This is a genomic window from Citrobacter farmeri, from assembly GCF_019048065.1.
GTDB classification, from domain to species: Bacteria; Pseudomonadota; Gammaproteobacteria; order Enterobacterales; family Enterobacteriaceae; genus Citrobacter_A; species Citrobacter_A farmeri.
This window is the reverse complement of record NZ_CP077291.1, coordinates 2142350-2158868: the sequence shown is the minus strand read 5'-3', so window position 1 is coordinate 2158868 and position 16519 is coordinate 2142350. Positions and strand designations below refer to the sequence as shown.

Genomic DNA, 16519 nt, shown 5'->3' with positions numbered 1-16519 from the left:
GTGTAATGCGTTTCTCTGCGTTGTTCCTGCGACCCGCCACAACCCTCTGGCCACCTGTTCTATTGGGTAGCCAGTTTGCCTTTAATATCGGTTTCTACGCGGTGGTGCCATTTCTCGCCCTCTTTTTGCGTGACGATATGCTGCTTTCTGGTGGGCTTATCGGACTGGTGCTGGGGCTGCGCACTTTCTCGCAGCAAGGGATGTTTATTGTTGGCGGCGCACTCTCCGATCGGTTCGGGGCAAAGATCATTATTCTTTTCGGCTGCATGGTTCGCGTCCTGGGCTATCTGCTTCTGGCCTATGGACAATCACTGGGCCCGATCATTCTGGGCGCATGTCTGACGGGAATCGGTGGTGCGTTGTTCTCCCCGTCAATCGAAGCATTGCTGGCGAAAGCCGGCACACAAAGTGAAGCTCGCGGAAAGCGCAGTCGTGCAGAATGGTTCGCCCTGTTTGCGGTGTGTGGAGAGCTTGGCGCGGTGCTCGGCCCGGCTATCGGTGCGCTGATGACGGGGATCGGTTTTCGTCAGATCGCTCTCGCCGGGGCCGGGGTATTCCTTATCGCATTGATCGTCCTCTATTTCTGTCTGCCTGCGGCTGACCATAACAAACCGACGCTCAACATTCTTCCCTGGTGGACGACCTTCCGTCAGCCTCGATTCATTGCCTTTATCATCGCTTACAGCTCGTGGTTGTTGAGTTACAACCAGCTCTACCTGGCACTGCCGGTGGAGATTCAGCGTTCGGGCGGCAGTGAAAAAGATCTGGGGCCACTCTTTATGCTGGCCTCAGTGCTGATTATTTTATTTCAGCTCCCGCTTGCGCGTTTCGCGAGGCGGGCAGGCGCCGTCAGGATCCTGCCAGTGGGCTTTTTGTTGCTCTCCGCCGCTTTTGCGAGTGTGGCCTTTTTCGCCGCGACACAACCGCCGCAGGGAGGATTACGGTTAATACCTTCAGTCTGTCTGGTCACGCTATTGACGCTGGGCCAGATGCTACTGGTCCCGTCGGCAAAAGATTTGATCCCTCATTTCGCCAGTGAATCGACGCTGGGCGCACACTACGGTGCACTTGCCACCGCAGGGGGATGCGCAGTGCTGGCGGGAAATTTGTTGCTGGGTGGTTTACTGGATAAGGCGCTTGTACCATCAACGCAAGCCGTTTATCCCTGGCTTTTATTAGCATTGTTTCCGCTCTGTAGCGCAGTGGCCATGGTGCTAATTTGCCGTCCGCTACGTGCAGCGCGAGTCGCTAAAACCTGAGCGGCAGGAAATAGTCCAACAAGCGACCATAAGATATTGCTGGCATTATTCCTGAGAAGGTATAGTCGTCACTCCCACCTTTTCGTCAGGAGTACCTTATGCCAGAGTTCTGTTTTTATCAGAAAGGGCAGCGCACCAGAGTGCTGAAAAGATCCGACGCGGATGCCGCATTGCGACTAACGGAGCAAGGCTACGAGAAGCAATTTGAAGAGATCAATGCCGCAGACGAAGAACAGGCGCTCGCCCGTTTTGCCGATATCCGCAAGGAAAAACAGATCGATCAGCAAAACTTCTTAGCCGGTGGGGTTGCCATGCCGCTAATCGGGATTTTAGCGACGGCGATAACTGCGTTGTTCCGGAAAAAATAGCCAGCGCGTTTACTACCTGGGCCGCACAATAAACCGCGTTGTGTTGTCATCCGTGAACTAACTCCATAAGATGTATGGCATTAACTCTCCGATGGAGTTGCAGGAGCATGTCCCCCACTATCTATGATATCGCTCGCGTGGCGGGTGTATCGAAATCAACTGTCTCACGCGTTCTGAACAAACAAACCAACATCTCGCCGGAAGCGCGGGAGAAAGTGTTGCGTGCGATCGACGAGCTACAATACCAACCCAATAAACTGGCCCGCGCCCTGACGTCATCGGGGTTTGACGCCATTATGGTGATCTCCACCCGTTCAACCAAAACCACTGCCGGGAACCCGTTTTTCTCGGAAGTGCTGCACGCTATTACCGCGAAAGCAGAGGAAGAAGGTTTCGACGTGATCCTGCAAACGTCACGCAGTACCGAAGATGACCTGCAAAAGTGCGAGAGCAAAATTAAGCAGAAGCTAATCAAAGGCATTATTATGCTCAGCTCACCGGCCGAAGAATCATTTTTCGCGCGGCTGGATAAATATGATATTCCGGTGGTGGTGATCGGTAAAGTTGAAGGAGAATACAATCACGTTTGCTCAGTCGATACGGATAATTATCGGGACAGTATTGCACTCACTGATGCGCTTATTAACAGTGGTCATCGCCGTATCGCCTGTCTGCATGCACCGCTTGAATATCATGTTTCAGTCGATCGTGTTAACGGTTATAAAGCCAGCCTTAGCGCACATAGCATCGATATTCGTAAAGAATGGATTATTGACGGAGGCTATACCCACGACAGCGCGCTATGTGCCGCGAGAGAATTATTAGAACGTTCAGAATTACCCGATGCAGTATTTGCTACGGATAGTTTAAAACTGATGAGTTTATATCGTGCAGCGGCTGAACTAAATATTTCTATTCCACAGCAAATGGCAGTGGTCGGTTACAGTAATGAAATGTTGTCATTTATTTTAAACCCTCCCCCCGGTGGGATTGATGTGCCTACTCAGGCGTTAGGCGAAGAAAGTTGCGCCCTGCTTTTTAACTTAATACGGGGTAAAAAGCGTATGCAAAATATCATCATTAAGACGCAGATAACTCTTACGGGATCGCTTGCATAAAAAGCGGGGCAATATTCCGCCCCGCCATCATCAGAATGCGTAGTTAACGCCTACGCCCGCATAGTGAAATCTGTCACTTTCACCTTCGTCGTGATCTTCCCACTCGTAGGCATATTCCAGCGTCATCGACAGGCCATTCTGGAAATCATATGCATACTGTAATCCGAGGCGGTTAAAGTCATGACCTTCGCGCTCAGGATCATCTCGCCAGTCCCAGTTACTCCAGCGATCCAGACCGATGCGTGTATAAGGTGTTAACGTTGTATTACCGAGAGAAAGCGGCAAATACGCGCGGATCTCCTGAGTTGAAAATTCACCGTTATTCCGGTGATCCGCAAGGTTAAAACCGCGTTCGAGGTAATAGTTTACGATCACGCCAACCGTTTCGTTAAAGGTATAGTGCAGACCCGTTTCGCTTTCGAGACGGCTATCTGCATAGCCGGTGGTACTCAGATCGTTCACGAACTGGTACATCGACAACCATCCGCTAAAACGCAAATCGTCTGTGATCTTCACATCCCAGTCCGGTTGCACTTTCCAGCGCTGCATATTCGCCGTGTCTTTACCCGCTTCATTCACGTAGTGATAGCCGTAATTACGAAAACCACCGGTTAAGCCAAAACTGAATTCATCACTTTCCTGGATCTGATAGTGTACCTCCAGTTCCGGGCGATCAAACCAGGTGCCGCGTTTTCCTGCGCTATAATCAACCGGTCCTTCCTGATAATAGGCCAGCGAGATTCTCCATGGGCCGTTTGCCGCATTAAAATAAACTGACGGTTCGGCAAGGCCATCCATATCTTCGCCGTAGCCTTCAACGTTTTCAATTTCGTACATGGCGCCAATATTAAAATGCCAGTCATTTTTTTCAGCCGCCTGTGCGCAAGATATCGCTGCGCACAGCATTAGCGCAGTAGTGGATAATAAGGTTTTCATTTCTATTCCTTGTTAAATGACAGAAAAATGAAATGTTGTTAGAGCCAGGGCTTCCGCCCTGGATAATGTGATTATGTAATTGCGAGTTCTGTCTCCATATCGAAGAAATGACATTTTGTCATATCAAAATGGATTGCAATATTATCTCCTGCTGAATAATCATTTATTGCCCCGGCACGGACCACCAGCTCATGCCCCCCAATGCTGGTGTACAGCATAAATTCAGCACCAGTCAGTTCTGCGACGCAAATTTTTGCCACCACAGAGTTTCTCTCTGATGACTCAGGATGGATATCCTCCGGGCGGATGCCCATCACGACCGCTTTATGCTCATAATCCTTCTCTTTTAATATTCGTAGCTTATCTTCCGGAAGAGTTAATTTAAGCGTTTCTGTGACAAACTTATTTCCGTCGATCGCTCCACGAATAAAATTCATTGCCGGTGAGCCAATAAAACCGGCAACGAACATATTTGCTGGCTGGTTATAAACCATTTTTGGCGCACCAACCTGCTGGATAATACCGTCTTTCATGATCACAATCCGCGTCGCCATTGTCATCGCTTCAGTCTGATCATGCGTGACGTAGACCATCGTAGTATTCAGCTTCTGGTGCAGTTTGCTGATCTCTGCGCGCATCTGGACACGTAGTTTGGCATCGAGGTTAGAGAGCGGTTCGTCCATCAAAAACACGCCCGCCTCACGCACAATCGCGCGTCCCAGGGCTACACGCTGGCGTTGACCACCCGATAATGCGCCAGGTTTTCGCTTGAGATAATCCCGTAAACCGAGGATCTGCGCCGCCCAGTTGACTCGCTCGTCAATAATGCCCGCATCAATCTTTTGCATCTTCAGGCCGAACGCCATATTGTCGTAGACGCTCATATGCGGATACAGCGCATAGTTCTGAAAGACCATCGCAATATTGCGCGCCTTTGCGGGAACATCATTCATCCGCTTACCGTCAATCAACAGTTCGCCGGCACTGATCTCCTCCAGACCTGCAATCATGCGAAGTGTGGTTGATTTTCCGCAGCCCGACGGACCGACAAAGACAATAAACTCTTTATCTTCAATATCCAGATTGAAGTCTTTAACCACATGCACCTGGTTGTCATAGATTTTGTATATATGCCGCAACGAAAGCTGTGCCATGTTGATTCCTTTATTTGTCGAGTTGCCAGAAAGCCGATAAACGCGGCCACGTCAAAAATTCCGTTGTCGGAAGTAGCAGATCTGCGCCGGTTAAGGTGGAACCAATGCCCACCGAGCGCATTCCACTGGCGTTGATCGCATCAATTCCCGCCTGCGCATCTTCTATTCCGATGCATGCCTGCGGACTAACATGCAGACCGTTGCACGCTGCCAGAAAAATCTCCGGGTCGGGTTTTGAGCGTTGGATTCGTGCGGCATCGGCACAAAAATCAAAATAAGGCGTTAACTGTAGCGCCTGTAAGATCGCGGGCGCATTCAGTGAAACTGACGCCAGCCCCGTTTTAATCTGTTCAGAACGTAACGCGCTAAGCAGTTCCCGGATGCCCGGCAGTACCGCTTGTGGTGTCAGCGTCCGCAATGAATCGACATACAACGCATTTTTGCGCGCTGCGATCTGCTCGCGCTCTGCCCGGGTGAAAGCCCCCTCTTTTCCGCCGTGGCGCAAAATTCGTAACAGTGATTCTCCGCGGCTGATGCCTTTCAGGCTGTCGTTGAACACCTCATCGATGACAATCCCCAACTCACCGGCAACTTTCCGCCAGGCAAGAAAGTGCAAATGCGCGGTATCCGTGATCACACCATCCAGATCAAATACGATTGCCAGGGGTTTCATTCATCCTCCTTGTGCGTGGTAGCGGTCCCATTTACAGCCGAAATAAAATCAGTGAGTGAAGCGCTGTATTTATCCACAACGGTCACCGGTGTCCCTTTCAGGAAAAGTGTTACCGGCGACGAGCTCTCGATATGCACACTCTGTTGGCTCAGGGCGATCGTTATCTCACTTCCCTGCCAACAGAGAGGAAATGTCAGTTTTTGCCACTCTTCAGGCAACTGAGGATGGAGATGCAATTCGCCATTACACACGTTCAGCCCGGCAAAGCCCTGAATTGCCCCCAGCCAGATAGCCCCCGTAGCGGCAGCGTGTATGCCGTCATCGCAACTGTGCGGATCATCCCCAAGGTCTATTCGTGCGCCATCGCGCCAGAACTGATATCCCTGATGAGTATTGCCACAACGTGCCGCCACGATACCGTGAATGGCTTTGCTCAAAGAGGAATCATGAATGGTGCGGCGTTCATAGAAATTCAGGTTGGCCTGACAAACCACCGGTGTGAATAACTCAGAGAGCATATACATGAGCATCACCACGTCCGCCTGCTTCAGGATTTGCATCTCATTAACTTCTGCCCGAGAGTAATCCAGCAGGATCGTTTGCTTCCCGGCCTTTGTCTTGTACATCGCCAGGTCAATCACGGGCTTACTGAGGAAGGAGTCATCCTGTGGCAAAATACCGTCAGTCTGTGCGCCGGGCAGCCACAGGTGCTGCAAAAAGTGCTCGGCACGATGGATAAATGCCTCATCCCCACAGCCATAGCGGCGGGCGAAATACAGTGCCTGACTTACGTTGTAATACGCCATGTAGTTGGTAAAGGCGTTATTATTTACGTGTTCGGTATATTCGTCCGGTCCAATAACATCATGAATTTCAAGTCGGCCATTCACGTCAGTGGTACGACTGATCCAGAAACGCGCAGTCTCCAGCAGCAGCGTGACTCCTTCACGGGACATGAAAGGTTCGTCACCTGTCGCCTGCCAGTAATTCACAACGGCCCAGGCGATATCGGCCACCAGATGATGTTCTGCCTGTGCGGAAGCAACCTTCTGACGTAACCCGGTTCGAATATTGATGGCGGCGAACTCCGGCGTCTCCTCCTCTCCGCTACGCGCACTTTCCCACGGAAACAGTGCGCCCTGCCAGCCGTTCTTGCGCGCCTTTTCGCGTGCCCCCGCCAGGTTGTGCCAGCGATAACGCAATAAGTTCCGGGCGATAGCCGGTTCAGTGAACACATGAAAGGGCAACAGGAACACTTCGGTATCCCAGAAAACATGTCCCTTGTAGCCTTCCCCGCTGAGCCCTTTCGCGCCGATACTGCAACGCTCATCATGGGAAGGCGTCATGATCCGCAGATGATAGAGCGCAAAATCCAGGGCGCGCTGATCGTCTTCGTTTACACTGCTCACCTGCACCCGACGATGCTGCCACCAGTTCTGCCAGTTCACCGCCGATTGCGTCAGCAACGCCTGATACCCCTGCGCCACACACGCTTCAAGACGGCGAAGCCCCTGCTGCCCCCATGTTTCCAGCGATACATCGCGTCCTGTTGTCCACTCCACCCATGTCAGCTTTTCCAGCGTCAGCCGCTCACCCGCTTTCACCTGCGCGTGAGTATGTTGCATAAGCCGCCGTTCTTTGGCGGTAAAACAAGACTGCTCTTCCCCGTTGATAAGACAGTGCGTCGAGACAGAGATCTCACTGTGACCATCCTGGGTCGTATAGATCCCCTGTAAGAGATGTTGACCGAAGACCCGTACCTGCGTTTCATCCAGATGCTGACGACCGTGGTTGGTGATTGTCGCGTCAATACCGGTGGAAAGGGCGATAGAGGCATCACCATCGAGTGGGGTAATGGATAACGTCATCGCCAGCAACGGCAACTGCTCCGCAGACGCGAATCGACGACTTTCGATGGCAAATCGCGCGCCGTCAGATGCCCGCCATATCAGTGACCGCATCAGTTCGCCACTGGAAAAATCCATTTCCCGCTGCCAGCCTTCAAGCGTTCCACTGAGTAATGAAAAAGGCTCTCCGTTCAGGAAGATGTCAACCCCTGTGACGTCGGGTAGATTCACAAGCTCGGTGATATCATCTTTACCCGCCCGATGATACAAACCCGCCAGAAACATTCCACGCGTCTGTTGGGTATAAGCCTCCTCGTGGCTGGCGCGGATCCCCATATAACCGTTACCCAACGCCAGCAAAGAGGCGTATTTATTCAACTGGTGCGGGCTAAAACCCGGTTCTGATAAGGTGACTGGTTTGCTCATAGTTCCACACACATCCCTGTTTCAGCTGACTGATAAAGCGCCGCAACCAACTGCTGTATCACAAATCCTTGTTCGGCATCCGCGATGGTGACCGGTACGCCCTGCACATGGTTCACGAAAGCCTCCATACTGCGAAAATGACGATGATCATCAGCCTGCTCCCGCGCACAACATATCTCCAGTTCGCCATTTCTGTCGGTATACACTTGTGCCGGGAACAGGGTTGCTCCCGCCTTGTCGCCACAAAAATTCACATTCATGATGGATTGTTCAGGGATATTCAGCGCAAAGGAGGTTTCCAGTCGCAATATGCTGCCGTTATGAAACTCAATGGTGCCAAACAACGCGTCCTCAACGGTGTAACGCGAAGGATCCCACTCACCGAACTGTCCACAATTTTTCCGGGTGCCGATTCTCTGGAAACTATGTGCCCACACTCGTTTCACAAGGGGGAAGCCCAGCACATACATCGCCGCATCCAGCATATGAACACCAAGATCGATCAGTGGCCCACCGCCCTGTAACGCTTTATTGGTGAAGACACCCCAACCGGGCACGCCGCAGCGGCGAAGCGCTCGGGCGTTGGTCACGTATATTTCACCGAGCACACCCGCTGTGACCTGTTCGCGCAGCAGCTGTGTATCCAGTGCAAAACGGTGATGAAAATCATAAGCCAGCACTTTGCCCATGCGACGGGCAGTATCACGCATCTCCTGCGCCTGCTCCGGCGTCATCGCCGGCGGCTTTTCACACATCACGTGGCAACCCGCTTTCAGCGCCAACAGCGTGTGTTCGTAGTGAAAGCGATTCGGCGAGCAGACGCTGACGATATCGGGCTTCACTGTTTGCAGCATCAACTGTGGATCGTCCCAAACCTGCGCCTGACCATATTTCTCTGCCAGCGCTTGTGCCTGAGACAGGTGACTGTCACAGACAGCCACCAGTTCCAGCTCCTCACGAGTGCAGTAATACGAAGCATGAACCTTATCCGCGACCTGTCCGGCGCCAATTATCGCGACGCGCAGTGGAAAGCTTGTCATTGCACTTTTCACGGTAACCTCTTAGCAGGTACGCAACCAGGCCAATGACTGACGGTAGGCTTCAGGCAGGTTCTCTGCGCGGACCCGACCTTCATACACCACGTAACCCTGATAACGATCGTCGCGCAACTGATCAAACAGTTCGCGGAAATTCAGCGTCCCCGTACCCGGCTGATAACGGTGGTTATCCGCGATGTGTACATGACCCAGCAGATCGCGGTTGTCGTGTAATGCTTTCGCCATGTCGTCTTCTTCGATATTCATGTGATAGAAATCGCCGATGATCTTTACCTGCTTCAGATCGTTTTCCACGATATAGCGGCGCGCATCCGCCAGGGTGTTGATCATGTGATCCTGATAGCGATTGAGCGGCTCCAGGTAAACAGTGGTCCCCGTCCGCTCCGCCACCTTGTCGAGATAACGTAGCGAGTCGCTGACCGCTTTGCGATCGCCCTCCAGACTCCGCGGCGAGACCATTGGCGGCAGCCGGAACGTAAACATGCCCCATGCGGCTGGAACGATAATGCCCTGCCCACCCACCTCAGCAAGCGCTTCCAGAATGCGTTCGATTTGCTTTAATCCGTTAAGGCGACGTTCTTCAATGAAATCACCGATCCAACCGTCATAGCCGCCGCATGCGGTTGTCACCGGCAGACCCGTTTCTTTGATAGCCGCTTTGACTTCATCGAGATGATTAACCAGCAATTTGCCGTCAATTTCAAAACCATCAAAACCCATCTCTTTGATATAACGAAACTTATCCAGGATATTTTGCGGAAAAAATGCCTGATTCTGAGTACCGATTTTCATCTGTTTTCTCCCTGACAATTAAAAAGTGACGCCCATTTTGATGCTCTGCTCCGGATGCCTGTCGACAAACTGCATGTAGCTTTCCGGACTGTTGGCAAAGGTCACCACCGGGTCGATGAGATCGTCGCAATTCAGATAACCGTTCATCAGCAATTCCCAGCAGGTTTCTTCGATGCGTTTTCGGCTCCAGCGCGGATAGTCCGGGTTTGGTTCGCTGCAGGCGCGGGAAAAAACAATGTTGGCGTTGTTGAAATGCGCTTCGCGTCCCAGGTTAAATCCTTCGGCAAATGGTTTGGCAAACGCGACGTAGGAGATCGTGCCACCGTAGGCCAGTCCGCGTAGCGCCGATTGCAGCGCATCCGCAAAGCCGCTGGTTTCGATAATCACGTCCGCACCCTGCTTACCCGTGAGCGCTTTGATCTCCTTACCGACATCCGTTCCTGTCGGGTTCAGACAGAAATTTGCGCCATGTCGGCGGGCAATGTCGCACCGGTGTGCAATAGGATCCACGCCGATAACCACCGATGCGCCCGCTTTTTTCGCCAGTTGTACCGCGATCTGGCCAATAGCCCCGAGCCCGACGATGACAACAAAATCCCCTACGCGCACATTGGCATCGCGTACGCCGCTCATCGCGAACTGGGCTGGGTCATAGCAGACGGCATTCTTCCATGAACTTCCCTGCGGCATTTTGCGCAGTTTATAGTTGTTCACACCGTTAATAATGACCGTCTCGGCTAAGGGACCGTAACCGCAAACGCTGTCGCCTACGGCGTAATCGGTGACATCGCTGCCACACTCGATAATCTCACCGACAACCATATTGCCGAGCTGGAACTTGCCAAATTCGATACCGCGCGGTGCCCCTTCCGGACGGGGCATAAACATCTGCCACTCCGCGTTAAAGTCCTCATCAATAAACGGGCTGGCAGCACGGAAATCCACCACTTCCGTACCGTGCTTCGGCGCACCGAACTGCACGCGAATTTTCACTTCATTTGCCTGCACCGGGCGATCGTCATACTCCACCAGTGCAGCAACACGCGGCGCAGTAGCTACTAACTTTTTCATGCACAACTCCTTGATTAAACAGGCCGCCTTAGCCTTTCACGCCGCCAGCGGTCAAACCACTCTTAATAAAACGTTCAGAAAGCGCATACATAATGACAACCGGCAATGCTGTAACCAGTGACGCCGCCATCATGCGTCCCCAGATATAGTCAGGCGTGCTGAACAAGGCGTTCAGACCGACCGGTAAGGTGAAATTGCTGGCACTGGAGAGAAAAATTGATGCAAACAGATAGTCGTTCCAGGCCACCATGAAGCAGTAGACAAACACCGACACCAATCCGGACATCGCCAGCGGCACGGTAATGCGAAAGATAATTTGCAGGCGATTCAGGCCGTCCATCATCGCCGCTTCTTCTATCTCATCCGGGATCGTGTCGAAATAGCTTTTCAGCATGAACACCGCAGTGGGCAACGTCTGGGTCACCATCGTGACGATCAGCGCCATTTCTGTGTCGTAAATGCCCAGCGCCGTGATGATTTTGAACAACGGCACCACCAGCAAAATGCCGGAAAACATGTATACGGTGTAGAAACTGGCATTAATGGTCATCCTCCCCTTAAAGCGCAAACGCGAGAGCGCATAGGCACCGAGCACGCCAAGAAAAACAGCCACCACCGACGAGACGACGGACACCACCAGGCTGTTACGGAAATAATCGACAAAGGGAAAAATCAGCGGATTAAAAATGTCGATATAGTGTTCCAGCGTCCAGTGCTGCGGTAACAACGTGGGATGGAGCGATATCGCCTCTTTAGCACTCTTGAACGACGTCATCAGCATCACAAAAAAAGGAAACAGCGTGATGACCAAAAAAGCGATTAATCCGCAGTAAAAACCGAAACGTTCTAACTTGCGCTTATTTGTTGCCATTGAGGTTCACCCGTTTTCTGGTCAGCAGGATGACAGCGAAAATAATGACGAAGAGGACCACGGAAATCGCGGCGGCTTTTCCTAAGTCATTAAAGGCAAATGCTGTTTTATAGAGATACACACCGAGAATATCGACTTTCGTGGTCAGCAGATAAACATCGGCGAACATGTAAAACATCCAGATCGTGCGTAACGTAATGACCGTTGCCAGCACAGGCATAATGGCGGGCAGAGTGACAATTCGAAAACGCTGCCAGACATTCGCGCCGTCCATTTCGGCTGCTTCGTACAGCGATTTATCAATGGTCTGTAAAATCGCCAGGAACGAAATGAAGGCATACGGGAAGTAACGCCAGATGGCAAACAACACCACCAGAACAAAGCTGCTGCCGGGGTTGTCAAACCACAGCGGTGCTTGATCGTACAGATGCAGGAGATCGACACCGAGATAATTCACGATGCCATACCCACTGTTAAACATGTACTTCCACGCGAAGACCAGTGAAATGGACGGCGTGACATAGGAGAGGATCACCAGTGAGCGCGCCGTCTTACGCAGACGAAATTCGCGATTGAAAAACATCGCGACGCCCAGTCCGAGTACCGTACTTCCCAGCACCACCAGTGCGGTATACCAGACGGTCATCCACAGCGAATGCCAGAATCCGGGATCGGATAAGATGCGGATATAGTTGCTCAACCCGACAAATGTGGCTTCAATTCGTGGATTGAGCGGCAACCGCATAAAGCTGATTTCAATATTCGATAGCATCGGCCAGACCACCAGGCCGCCCAGCAAAAGCAAACTGGGCGCCAGGAGCAGCATGGCAAACGGCATATCAGAGCGACCTGAAAAGAACCTGTTCATCACGGCGTTCCACTTATCCATTAGTGCTGCGCAATAAGATCATCCAGCTTCTTCTGGCTGGTCTTGATAGTCGCTGAGAGATCGGCTTTTCCGACTGTGACGTTATGCACCATCGTACTCACCACGCCGGAACCGGTGACGTCACCCATCCGGGTAAAGTTTTTATCGCCAACCGCCCCAAACACCTGGATATGAGGCAACTCGGCAATGAGTTGATCAGGCAGCGTTCCTAAGGCTTTGATCACCGCGTTATCTTTCCATGTGGCGGTTTCCACTACGGCTTTATTGACCGGTAGGGCCGCACCTGGCGACATCATCACCCAGTCCGCGATGTTGTCCGCCTGCTCCATAAAAGTGACAAACTTCTCAGCCGCTTCCGTCTCTTCAGACTTCTGACCCGCCGTGATGGTGAGTGAGGTCAGCATGCCGTAAACGGCGGCGTTCTTCTCCGTCGGAACCACGAACCCCACATTCTGCGGATTACCTTCTTTGATTACCGCAGGGAGGATGTAGGTTGAATAAATCGCCATTGGCGCCGTGCCGTTCATGAACGCATCTTTCACTTCCATGATGTCGTTTGAACCCGGCATCGTGTTCTCTGCAAGCGACCGGTAGTATTCCAGCGCCTGGGTCATTTCTGCTGTATTGAGGGTTATTTTTCCCTGCGCATCAAAAACGTTGGCCTGATTGGACAGCGCAAACTGTGAGAAAGACTGCTCGGTAAGCACGCTCTCCGCGGTAGGTAGCGCGATACCGTATTTTTTATTCCCCGGATCGTTTAATTTTTGTGCGACCGTCAGCAGTTGTTGCCAGTTTTTGGGTTCTTCGAGATTTGCTTTCGCCAGTACATCTTTGCGATACCAGATACCGCCGATCCAGGCGCTCACGGGGACTCCGGTCCACGAACGTCCATCCTCAGTGCGAACAATTCGCAACACGCCATCATAGAATGCCGTTTCACCTACCGAATGGATCACTCTCGTCACCGCATCACGATCGATAAGGGCTTCCTTGTCCATCACTTTGGCGTAGTCATGACTGGTCTCGATAACTTCTGGTAGCGATCCGCTTCTTGCCAGCGTAATCACCTTGGTGTTGTAAGCATCCTCTTCAACCGGTACTTGTTTGACGCTAATTTCCGGGTTCTCTTTTTCAAACCGCGCAATCAGTTTCGAAATAACGGCCTGACGCTCCTGTTCAACAGAAGAGTGCATAAACTCTATTGAGACATGGGCGGATTTATCCTCCTTACATCCTGAAATCAGGGCGCAGGAAACCAGTGCTGATAACAGCATAATTTTAGTTTTGAGCATCAGATGTTCCTTTTTATTTTTTAATCCACATAACCTGCCAGGGTTGCAGCGTTATTGTCTCTCCGGAAACATTAACCCCGCTAATTAAATCAAGTCCCGTATAAATACCGGCATCAATGATTTGTATGCGATCGCTAAAATTAAAAAATGCATTGATTGTTTCATGTTCATCGGCCGAACGAATAATCCGCAAAACAGAAGACGTCAGGCTGCTAATGTCAAAAAAGCTCTCAGGATGAAAGGCTTTATTACTTCTGCGAATGACAATTAGTCGTGATAATTTGTGATAAACATCATGACGAAGAGAACCCTCAACCATCAACTCCTCTTCAATTGCTGTTCGCTGATATTTTTTACGATTGATGGCCCGATTATACCCTTGTGTTTCGACGCCCTGGTAGTCATTGCGCGATCCCAAAATACTTTGAATATAAATAGCCGGAACGCCGGGAAAGGTTAACAGAAGAACATGGGTGAGGATAAATTTTGCAAGCCGCTCTTCATCCCTGTCGTTCTTATGACTTACTGCGTCCATCCAGGTAACATTTAATTCATACGGACTTCGGGTACCATCTGGATTATTTTTCCAGTTCACTAATGCCCCTTCTTTCTGCAGAGCACTCACCAGTGTCAGAATATCGTCTTCCGCTAACAATCCCCGCAGAGGATTCAATCCAATACCATCATGCGAGGCCAAAAAATTAAACCAGGTTGTTTCATTAGAAGGCAATGTTAACGACTGCGCCCATTGGCACAAAGCCCGGCAATCCTGTCGATGTAGGGTGTGCAGGACAAGCGGCGGCAGAGAAAACTGATAAACCATGTGCGCTTCATCCTGCCCATTGCCCAGGTAGGAAACATTGTCTTTATGCGGGACATTGGTCTCAGTAATGATGACCGTACCAGGAGCGACCTCATCAGCTATCGCACGGAACAGCTTGATCAACTGATGTGTTTTTTCCAGATGAATACAGGTAGTACCTGGTGTTTTCCACATATAGCCAACAGCATCCAGTCGAACATAATCGGCCCCGCGCTCCAGGTAAGTCAACAGCACGTCGATCATGGCGAGCAGCACGTCCGGATTACTGTAGTTGAGATCAATCTGGTCTTCGCTAAACGTCGTCCATAAGTGACGAACCGATTTATCCTGTAAGGTAAACGGCGTTAATAACGGTAATGCCCGTGGACGCGTTACGGCATGTAAATCGGTTGCAGGATCCATCGCAATAAAGAAGTTTTCATATCCTGGTGCCTGCTGCAAATAGGCGTTAAACCAGTCACTTTTCGCTGACATATGATTGCAAACAAAATCAAACATCAAACGGCAGGACATGTTTAAATCGGAAATATCATTCCACTCACCTGTCCCGGGAGCAACCTGATAGTAATCAATAACGGAAAACCCGTCATCTGATGACCAGGGATAAAATGGCAAAAGGTGGACGTGTGAAAATACAGAGCAAAACCAATGTTTCCAAATCTGATTAAATGTCGGCAATGGTTTTTCTTTTTCACCATGAAATTGATCGGCATACGTAATGAGTACCACATCACTTTCATCCCAGTGTGGCTTACGCTTTTTATTAATAATCTTACGCGACCTTTCAATTCGTGTTTTCAATGACTCGTTGTGGAGCGCCGTCCATGTATCACCATAGACATTACTGAGGCATCTTTTAATTTTCTGGTTCACTTTATTTTTCCGTGGTAGCGGTCCCATGAAAAGGGAGACTACTCCTGCAAAAATTAGCTGTCAATGCAGTGAATGGGGTTTAGAGGAGGAATTAAAACAATTTCAGCAGCTCAACAGTCGACTTTGTGAGCTGCCGCAAATTAATAACTTAGATGTGATTTAATTGTTACAGAAGAAGGCGGTGGAAATTAACTTCCGGAATAGCGTTTTGATATTTTCGCCGCCATGCGGCTTAGAAATGGCTCCAGTGCCAGGGCCAGTAACATTTTCAGGGGGCGGCGGGCGACGGATTTCACCGCCCACCCTGCGACACCCGCCGGGCCGTAGCGCAGTGCAGTTAAAAGCACCAGCTTACCTGCTATTTTCATTCCGGGCTTTACCTTCTGCCCGGCGCGTTGCCAGCGATTGTTCATCTCAGCCCTCTTTAATGACTTACAACTGACGGAAACGGCTACGCAAGGTAAACGTATCCGAGGTGACATACCGCTCCATTTCACGTAAGCGTTTCTCCCCCGCCGCCAGCTCTTTATCGACGATATCCAGCAGTTCACCGCTGGATGGTTGCTGCTCACCTGCGGCAAGATTGTCTGGCATCGGATCAAGCACAAACGCCAGAATGATGTAGACGACCAGAGTGAAAAAGGCCAGCCCAAAGAAGATCGACAACACCACTAAAATGCGTACCAGTTTTACCGGCACATCCAGATACTGCGCGATCCCTGCGCATACGCCCCGCACCATGCCTTGCTGCGGAATGCGCCATAATTTTTTGTTCAGATCAATACCGCCCATTAGCGATCCCTCCAGTTCGGATGTTCCGCATCAAGAATATCTTCCAGCGCCTGGATACGTTCACGCATACGCTGCGCGTCGTCGGTCAACTGAACTAAGCGTTGCTGTTCGCTTTGCGATAACTCCCCGCGACTGGAACGGTTGCTGTAATGCAGCCATAACCAAATCGGTAACACAAACAGCACGAAAATGGTTAACGGAATGGCCAGAAATAGCGCGCTCATGAGTACTCCTTACAGGTGATGAGCGGCGGCGCGTTCGGGCACCGCCAGGTATT

At 51.0% G+C, this 16519-nt stretch carries 17 protein-coding genes; 3 read left to right on the top strand and 14 right to left on the bottom strand.

Annotated features, from left to right (window positions below):
* The first annotated feature begins 5 nt into the window (after positions 1-5).
* The 3 genes from I6L53_RS10185 (at position 6) to I6L53_RS10175 (ending at position 2745) form a co-directional block, all read left to right on the top strand.
* Complete coding sequence (locus tag I6L53_RS10185) at positions 6-1259, top strand: MFS transporter (protein WP_042318793.1); 1254 nt, start codon at positions 6-8, stop codon at positions 1257-1259.
* 98 nt (positions 1260-1357) lie between these two features.
* On the top strand, positions 1358-1627 hold the full coding sequence (locus I6L53_RS10180; protein ID WP_042318790.1) for a hypothetical protein: 270 nt from the start codon (positions 1358-1360) through the stop codon (positions 1625-1627).
* Positions 1628-1734: 107 nt separating this feature from the next.
* Positions 1735-2745, top strand: coding sequence for a LacI family DNA-binding transcriptional regulator (locus I6L53_RS10175; protein WP_042318787.1), 1011 nt, complete (start codon positions 1735-1737; stop codon positions 2743-2745).
* 30 nt (positions 2746-2775) lie between these two features.
* Here I6L53_RS10175 and I6L53_RS10170 read toward each other — a convergent pair whose 3' ends face one another.
* From I6L53_RS10170 to pspB, 14 genes are all read right to left on the bottom strand, one after another.
* Entirely contained in the window at positions 2776-3681 is a 906-nt protein-coding gene (locus tag I6L53_RS10170; protein WP_042318786.1) for an OmpG family monomeric porin, read from the bottom strand.
* Positions 3682-3752: 71 nt separating this feature from the next.
* Positions 3753-4835, bottom strand: coding sequence for an ABC transporter ATP-binding protein (locus I6L53_RS10165; protein ID WP_042318784.1), 1083 nt, complete (start codon positions 4833-4835; stop codon positions 3753-3755).
* Between the two features lie 10 nt (positions 4836-4845).
* Positions 4846-5508: a beta-phosphoglucomutase gene (gene pgmB / locus I6L53_RS10160; RefSeq protein WP_042318782.1), complete on the bottom strand. Its 663-nt coding sequence runs from the start codon at positions 5506-5508 to the stop codon at positions 4846-4848.
* Complete coding sequence (locus I6L53_RS10155; protein ID WP_042318780.1) at positions 5505-7781, bottom strand: glycoside hydrolase family 65 protein; 2277 nt, start codon at positions 7779-7781, stop codon at positions 5505-5507. The genes pgmB and I6L53_RS10155 overlap by 4 nt, the downstream gene beginning before the upstream one ends.
* The gene (locus I6L53_RS10150) at positions 7778-8833 is read right to left on the bottom strand and encodes a D-glucoside 3-dehydrogenase (protein ID WP_042318778.1); all 1056 of its coding nucleotides are present in this window, start codon (positions 8831-8833) and stop codon (positions 7778-7780) included. The genes I6L53_RS10155 and I6L53_RS10150 overlap by 4 nt, the downstream gene beginning before the upstream one ends.
* Before the next feature lie 9 nt (positions 8834-8842).
* Positions 8843-9631, bottom strand: coding sequence for a 3-dehydro-D-guloside 4-epimerase (locus I6L53_RS10145; protein WP_042318777.1), 789 nt, complete (start codon positions 9629-9631; stop codon positions 8843-8845).
* Between the two features lie 18 nt (positions 9632-9649).
* Complete coding sequence (locus I6L53_RS10140) at positions 9650-10702, bottom strand: D-guloside 3-dehydrogenase (RefSeq protein ID WP_042318774.1); 1053 nt, start codon at positions 10700-10702, stop codon at positions 9650-9652.
* 28 nt (positions 10703-10730) lie between these two features.
* Complete coding sequence (locus I6L53_RS10135; protein ID WP_042318772.1) at positions 10731-11573, bottom strand: carbohydrate ABC transporter permease; 843 nt, start codon at positions 11571-11573, stop codon at positions 10731-10733.
* Positions 11560-12441: a carbohydrate ABC transporter permease gene (locus I6L53_RS10130; RefSeq protein ID WP_042319032.1), complete on the bottom strand. Its 882-nt coding sequence runs from the start codon at positions 12439-12441 to the stop codon at positions 11560-11562. Before I6L53_RS10130 ends, I6L53_RS10135 begins: the two co-directional genes overlap by 14 nt.
* A 20-nt stretch (positions 12442-12461) precedes the next feature.
* Complete coding sequence (locus I6L53_RS10125) at positions 12462-13754, bottom strand: ABC transporter substrate-binding protein (RefSeq protein WP_042318770.1); 1293 nt, start codon at positions 13752-13754, stop codon at positions 12462-12464.
* Positions 13755-13767: 13 nt separating this feature from the next.
* Entirely contained in the window at positions 13768-15477 is a 1710-nt protein-coding gene (locus tag I6L53_RS10120; RefSeq protein ID WP_042318768.1) for a sugar phosphorylase, read from the bottom strand.
* Positions 15478-15638: 161 nt separating this feature from the next.
* A complete protein-coding gene (gene pspD / locus I6L53_RS10115; protein ID WP_042318766.1) occupies positions 15639-15863 on the bottom strand; it encodes a phage shock protein PspD in 225 nt (74 codons plus the stop codon).
* Positions 15864-15882: 19 nt separating this feature from the next.
* Positions 15883-16242, bottom strand: a complete 360-nt coding sequence (gene pspC, locus I6L53_RS10110; protein WP_042318765.1) for an envelope stress response membrane protein PspC — start codon at positions 16240-16242, stop codon at positions 15883-15885.
* Positions 16242-16466, bottom strand: coding sequence for an envelope stress response membrane protein PspB (gene pspB / locus I6L53_RS10105; RefSeq protein WP_042318763.1), 225 nt, complete (start codon positions 16464-16466; stop codon positions 16242-16244). Before pspB ends, pspC begins: the two co-directional genes overlap by 1 nt.
* Positions 16467-16519 lie beyond the last annotated feature (53 nt).

Excerpts from the sequence above, each read along its gene's own strand:
- I6L53_RS10185 (WP_042318793.1), top strand. The coding sequence starts at position 6 with ATGCGTTTCTCTGCGTTGTTCCTGCGACCCGCCACAACCCTCTGGCCA.
- I6L53_RS10180 (WP_042318790.1), top strand. The coding sequence starts at position 1,358 with ATGCCAGAGTTCTGTTTTTATCAGAAAGGGCAGCGCACCAGAGTGCTG.
- I6L53_RS10175 (WP_042318787.1), top strand. The coding sequence starts at position 1,735 with ATGTCCCCCACTATCTATGATATCGCTCGCGTGGCGGGTGTATCGAAA.
- I6L53_RS10170 (WP_042318786.1), bottom strand. The coding sequence starts at position 3,681 with ATGAAAACCTTATTATCCACTACTGCGCTAATGCTGTGCGCAGCGATA.
- I6L53_RS10165 (WP_042318784.1), bottom strand. The coding sequence starts at position 4,835 with ATGGCACAGCTTTCGTTGCGGCATATATACAAAATCTATGACAACCAG.
- pgmB (WP_042318782.1), bottom strand. The coding sequence starts at position 5,508 with ATGAAACCCCTGGCAATCGTATTTGATCTGGATGGTGTGATCACGGAT.
- I6L53_RS10155 (WP_042318780.1), bottom strand. The coding sequence starts at position 7,781 with ATGAGCAAACCAGTCACCTTATCAGAACCGGGTTTTAGCCCGCACCAG.
- I6L53_RS10145 (WP_042318777.1), bottom strand. The coding sequence starts at position 9,631 with ATGAAAATCGGTACTCAGAATCAGGCATTTTTTCCGCAAAATATCCTG.
- I6L53_RS10140 (WP_042318774.1), bottom strand. The coding sequence starts at position 10,702 with ATGAAAAAGTTAGTAGCTACTGCGCCGCGTGTTGCTGCACTGGTGGAG.
- I6L53_RS10135 (WP_042318772.1), bottom strand. The coding sequence starts at position 11,573 with ATGGCAACAAATAAGCGCAAGTTAGAACGTTTCGGTTTTTACTGCGGA.
- I6L53_RS10130 (WP_042319032.1), bottom strand. The coding sequence starts at position 12,441 with ATGAACAGGTTCTTTTCAGGTCGCTCTGATATGCCGTTTGCCATGCTG.
- I6L53_RS10125 (WP_042318770.1), bottom strand. The coding sequence starts at position 13,754 with ATGCTCAAAACTAAAATTATGCTGTTATCAGCACTGGTTTCCTGCGCC.
- I6L53_RS10120 (WP_042318768.1), bottom strand. The coding sequence starts at position 15,477 with ATGGGACCGCTACCACGGAAAAATAAAGTGAACCAGAAAATTAAAAGA.
- pspD (WP_042318766.1), bottom strand. The coding sequence starts at position 15,863 with ATGAACAATCGCTGGCAACGCGCCGGGCAGAAGGTAAAGCCCGGAATG.
- pspC (WP_042318765.1), bottom strand. The coding sequence starts at position 16,242 with ATGGGCGGTATTGATCTGAACAAAAAATTATGGCGCATTCCGCAGCAA.
- pspB (WP_042318763.1), bottom strand. The coding sequence starts at position 16,466 with ATGAGCGCGCTATTTCTGGCCATTCCGTTAACCATTTTCGTGCTGTTT.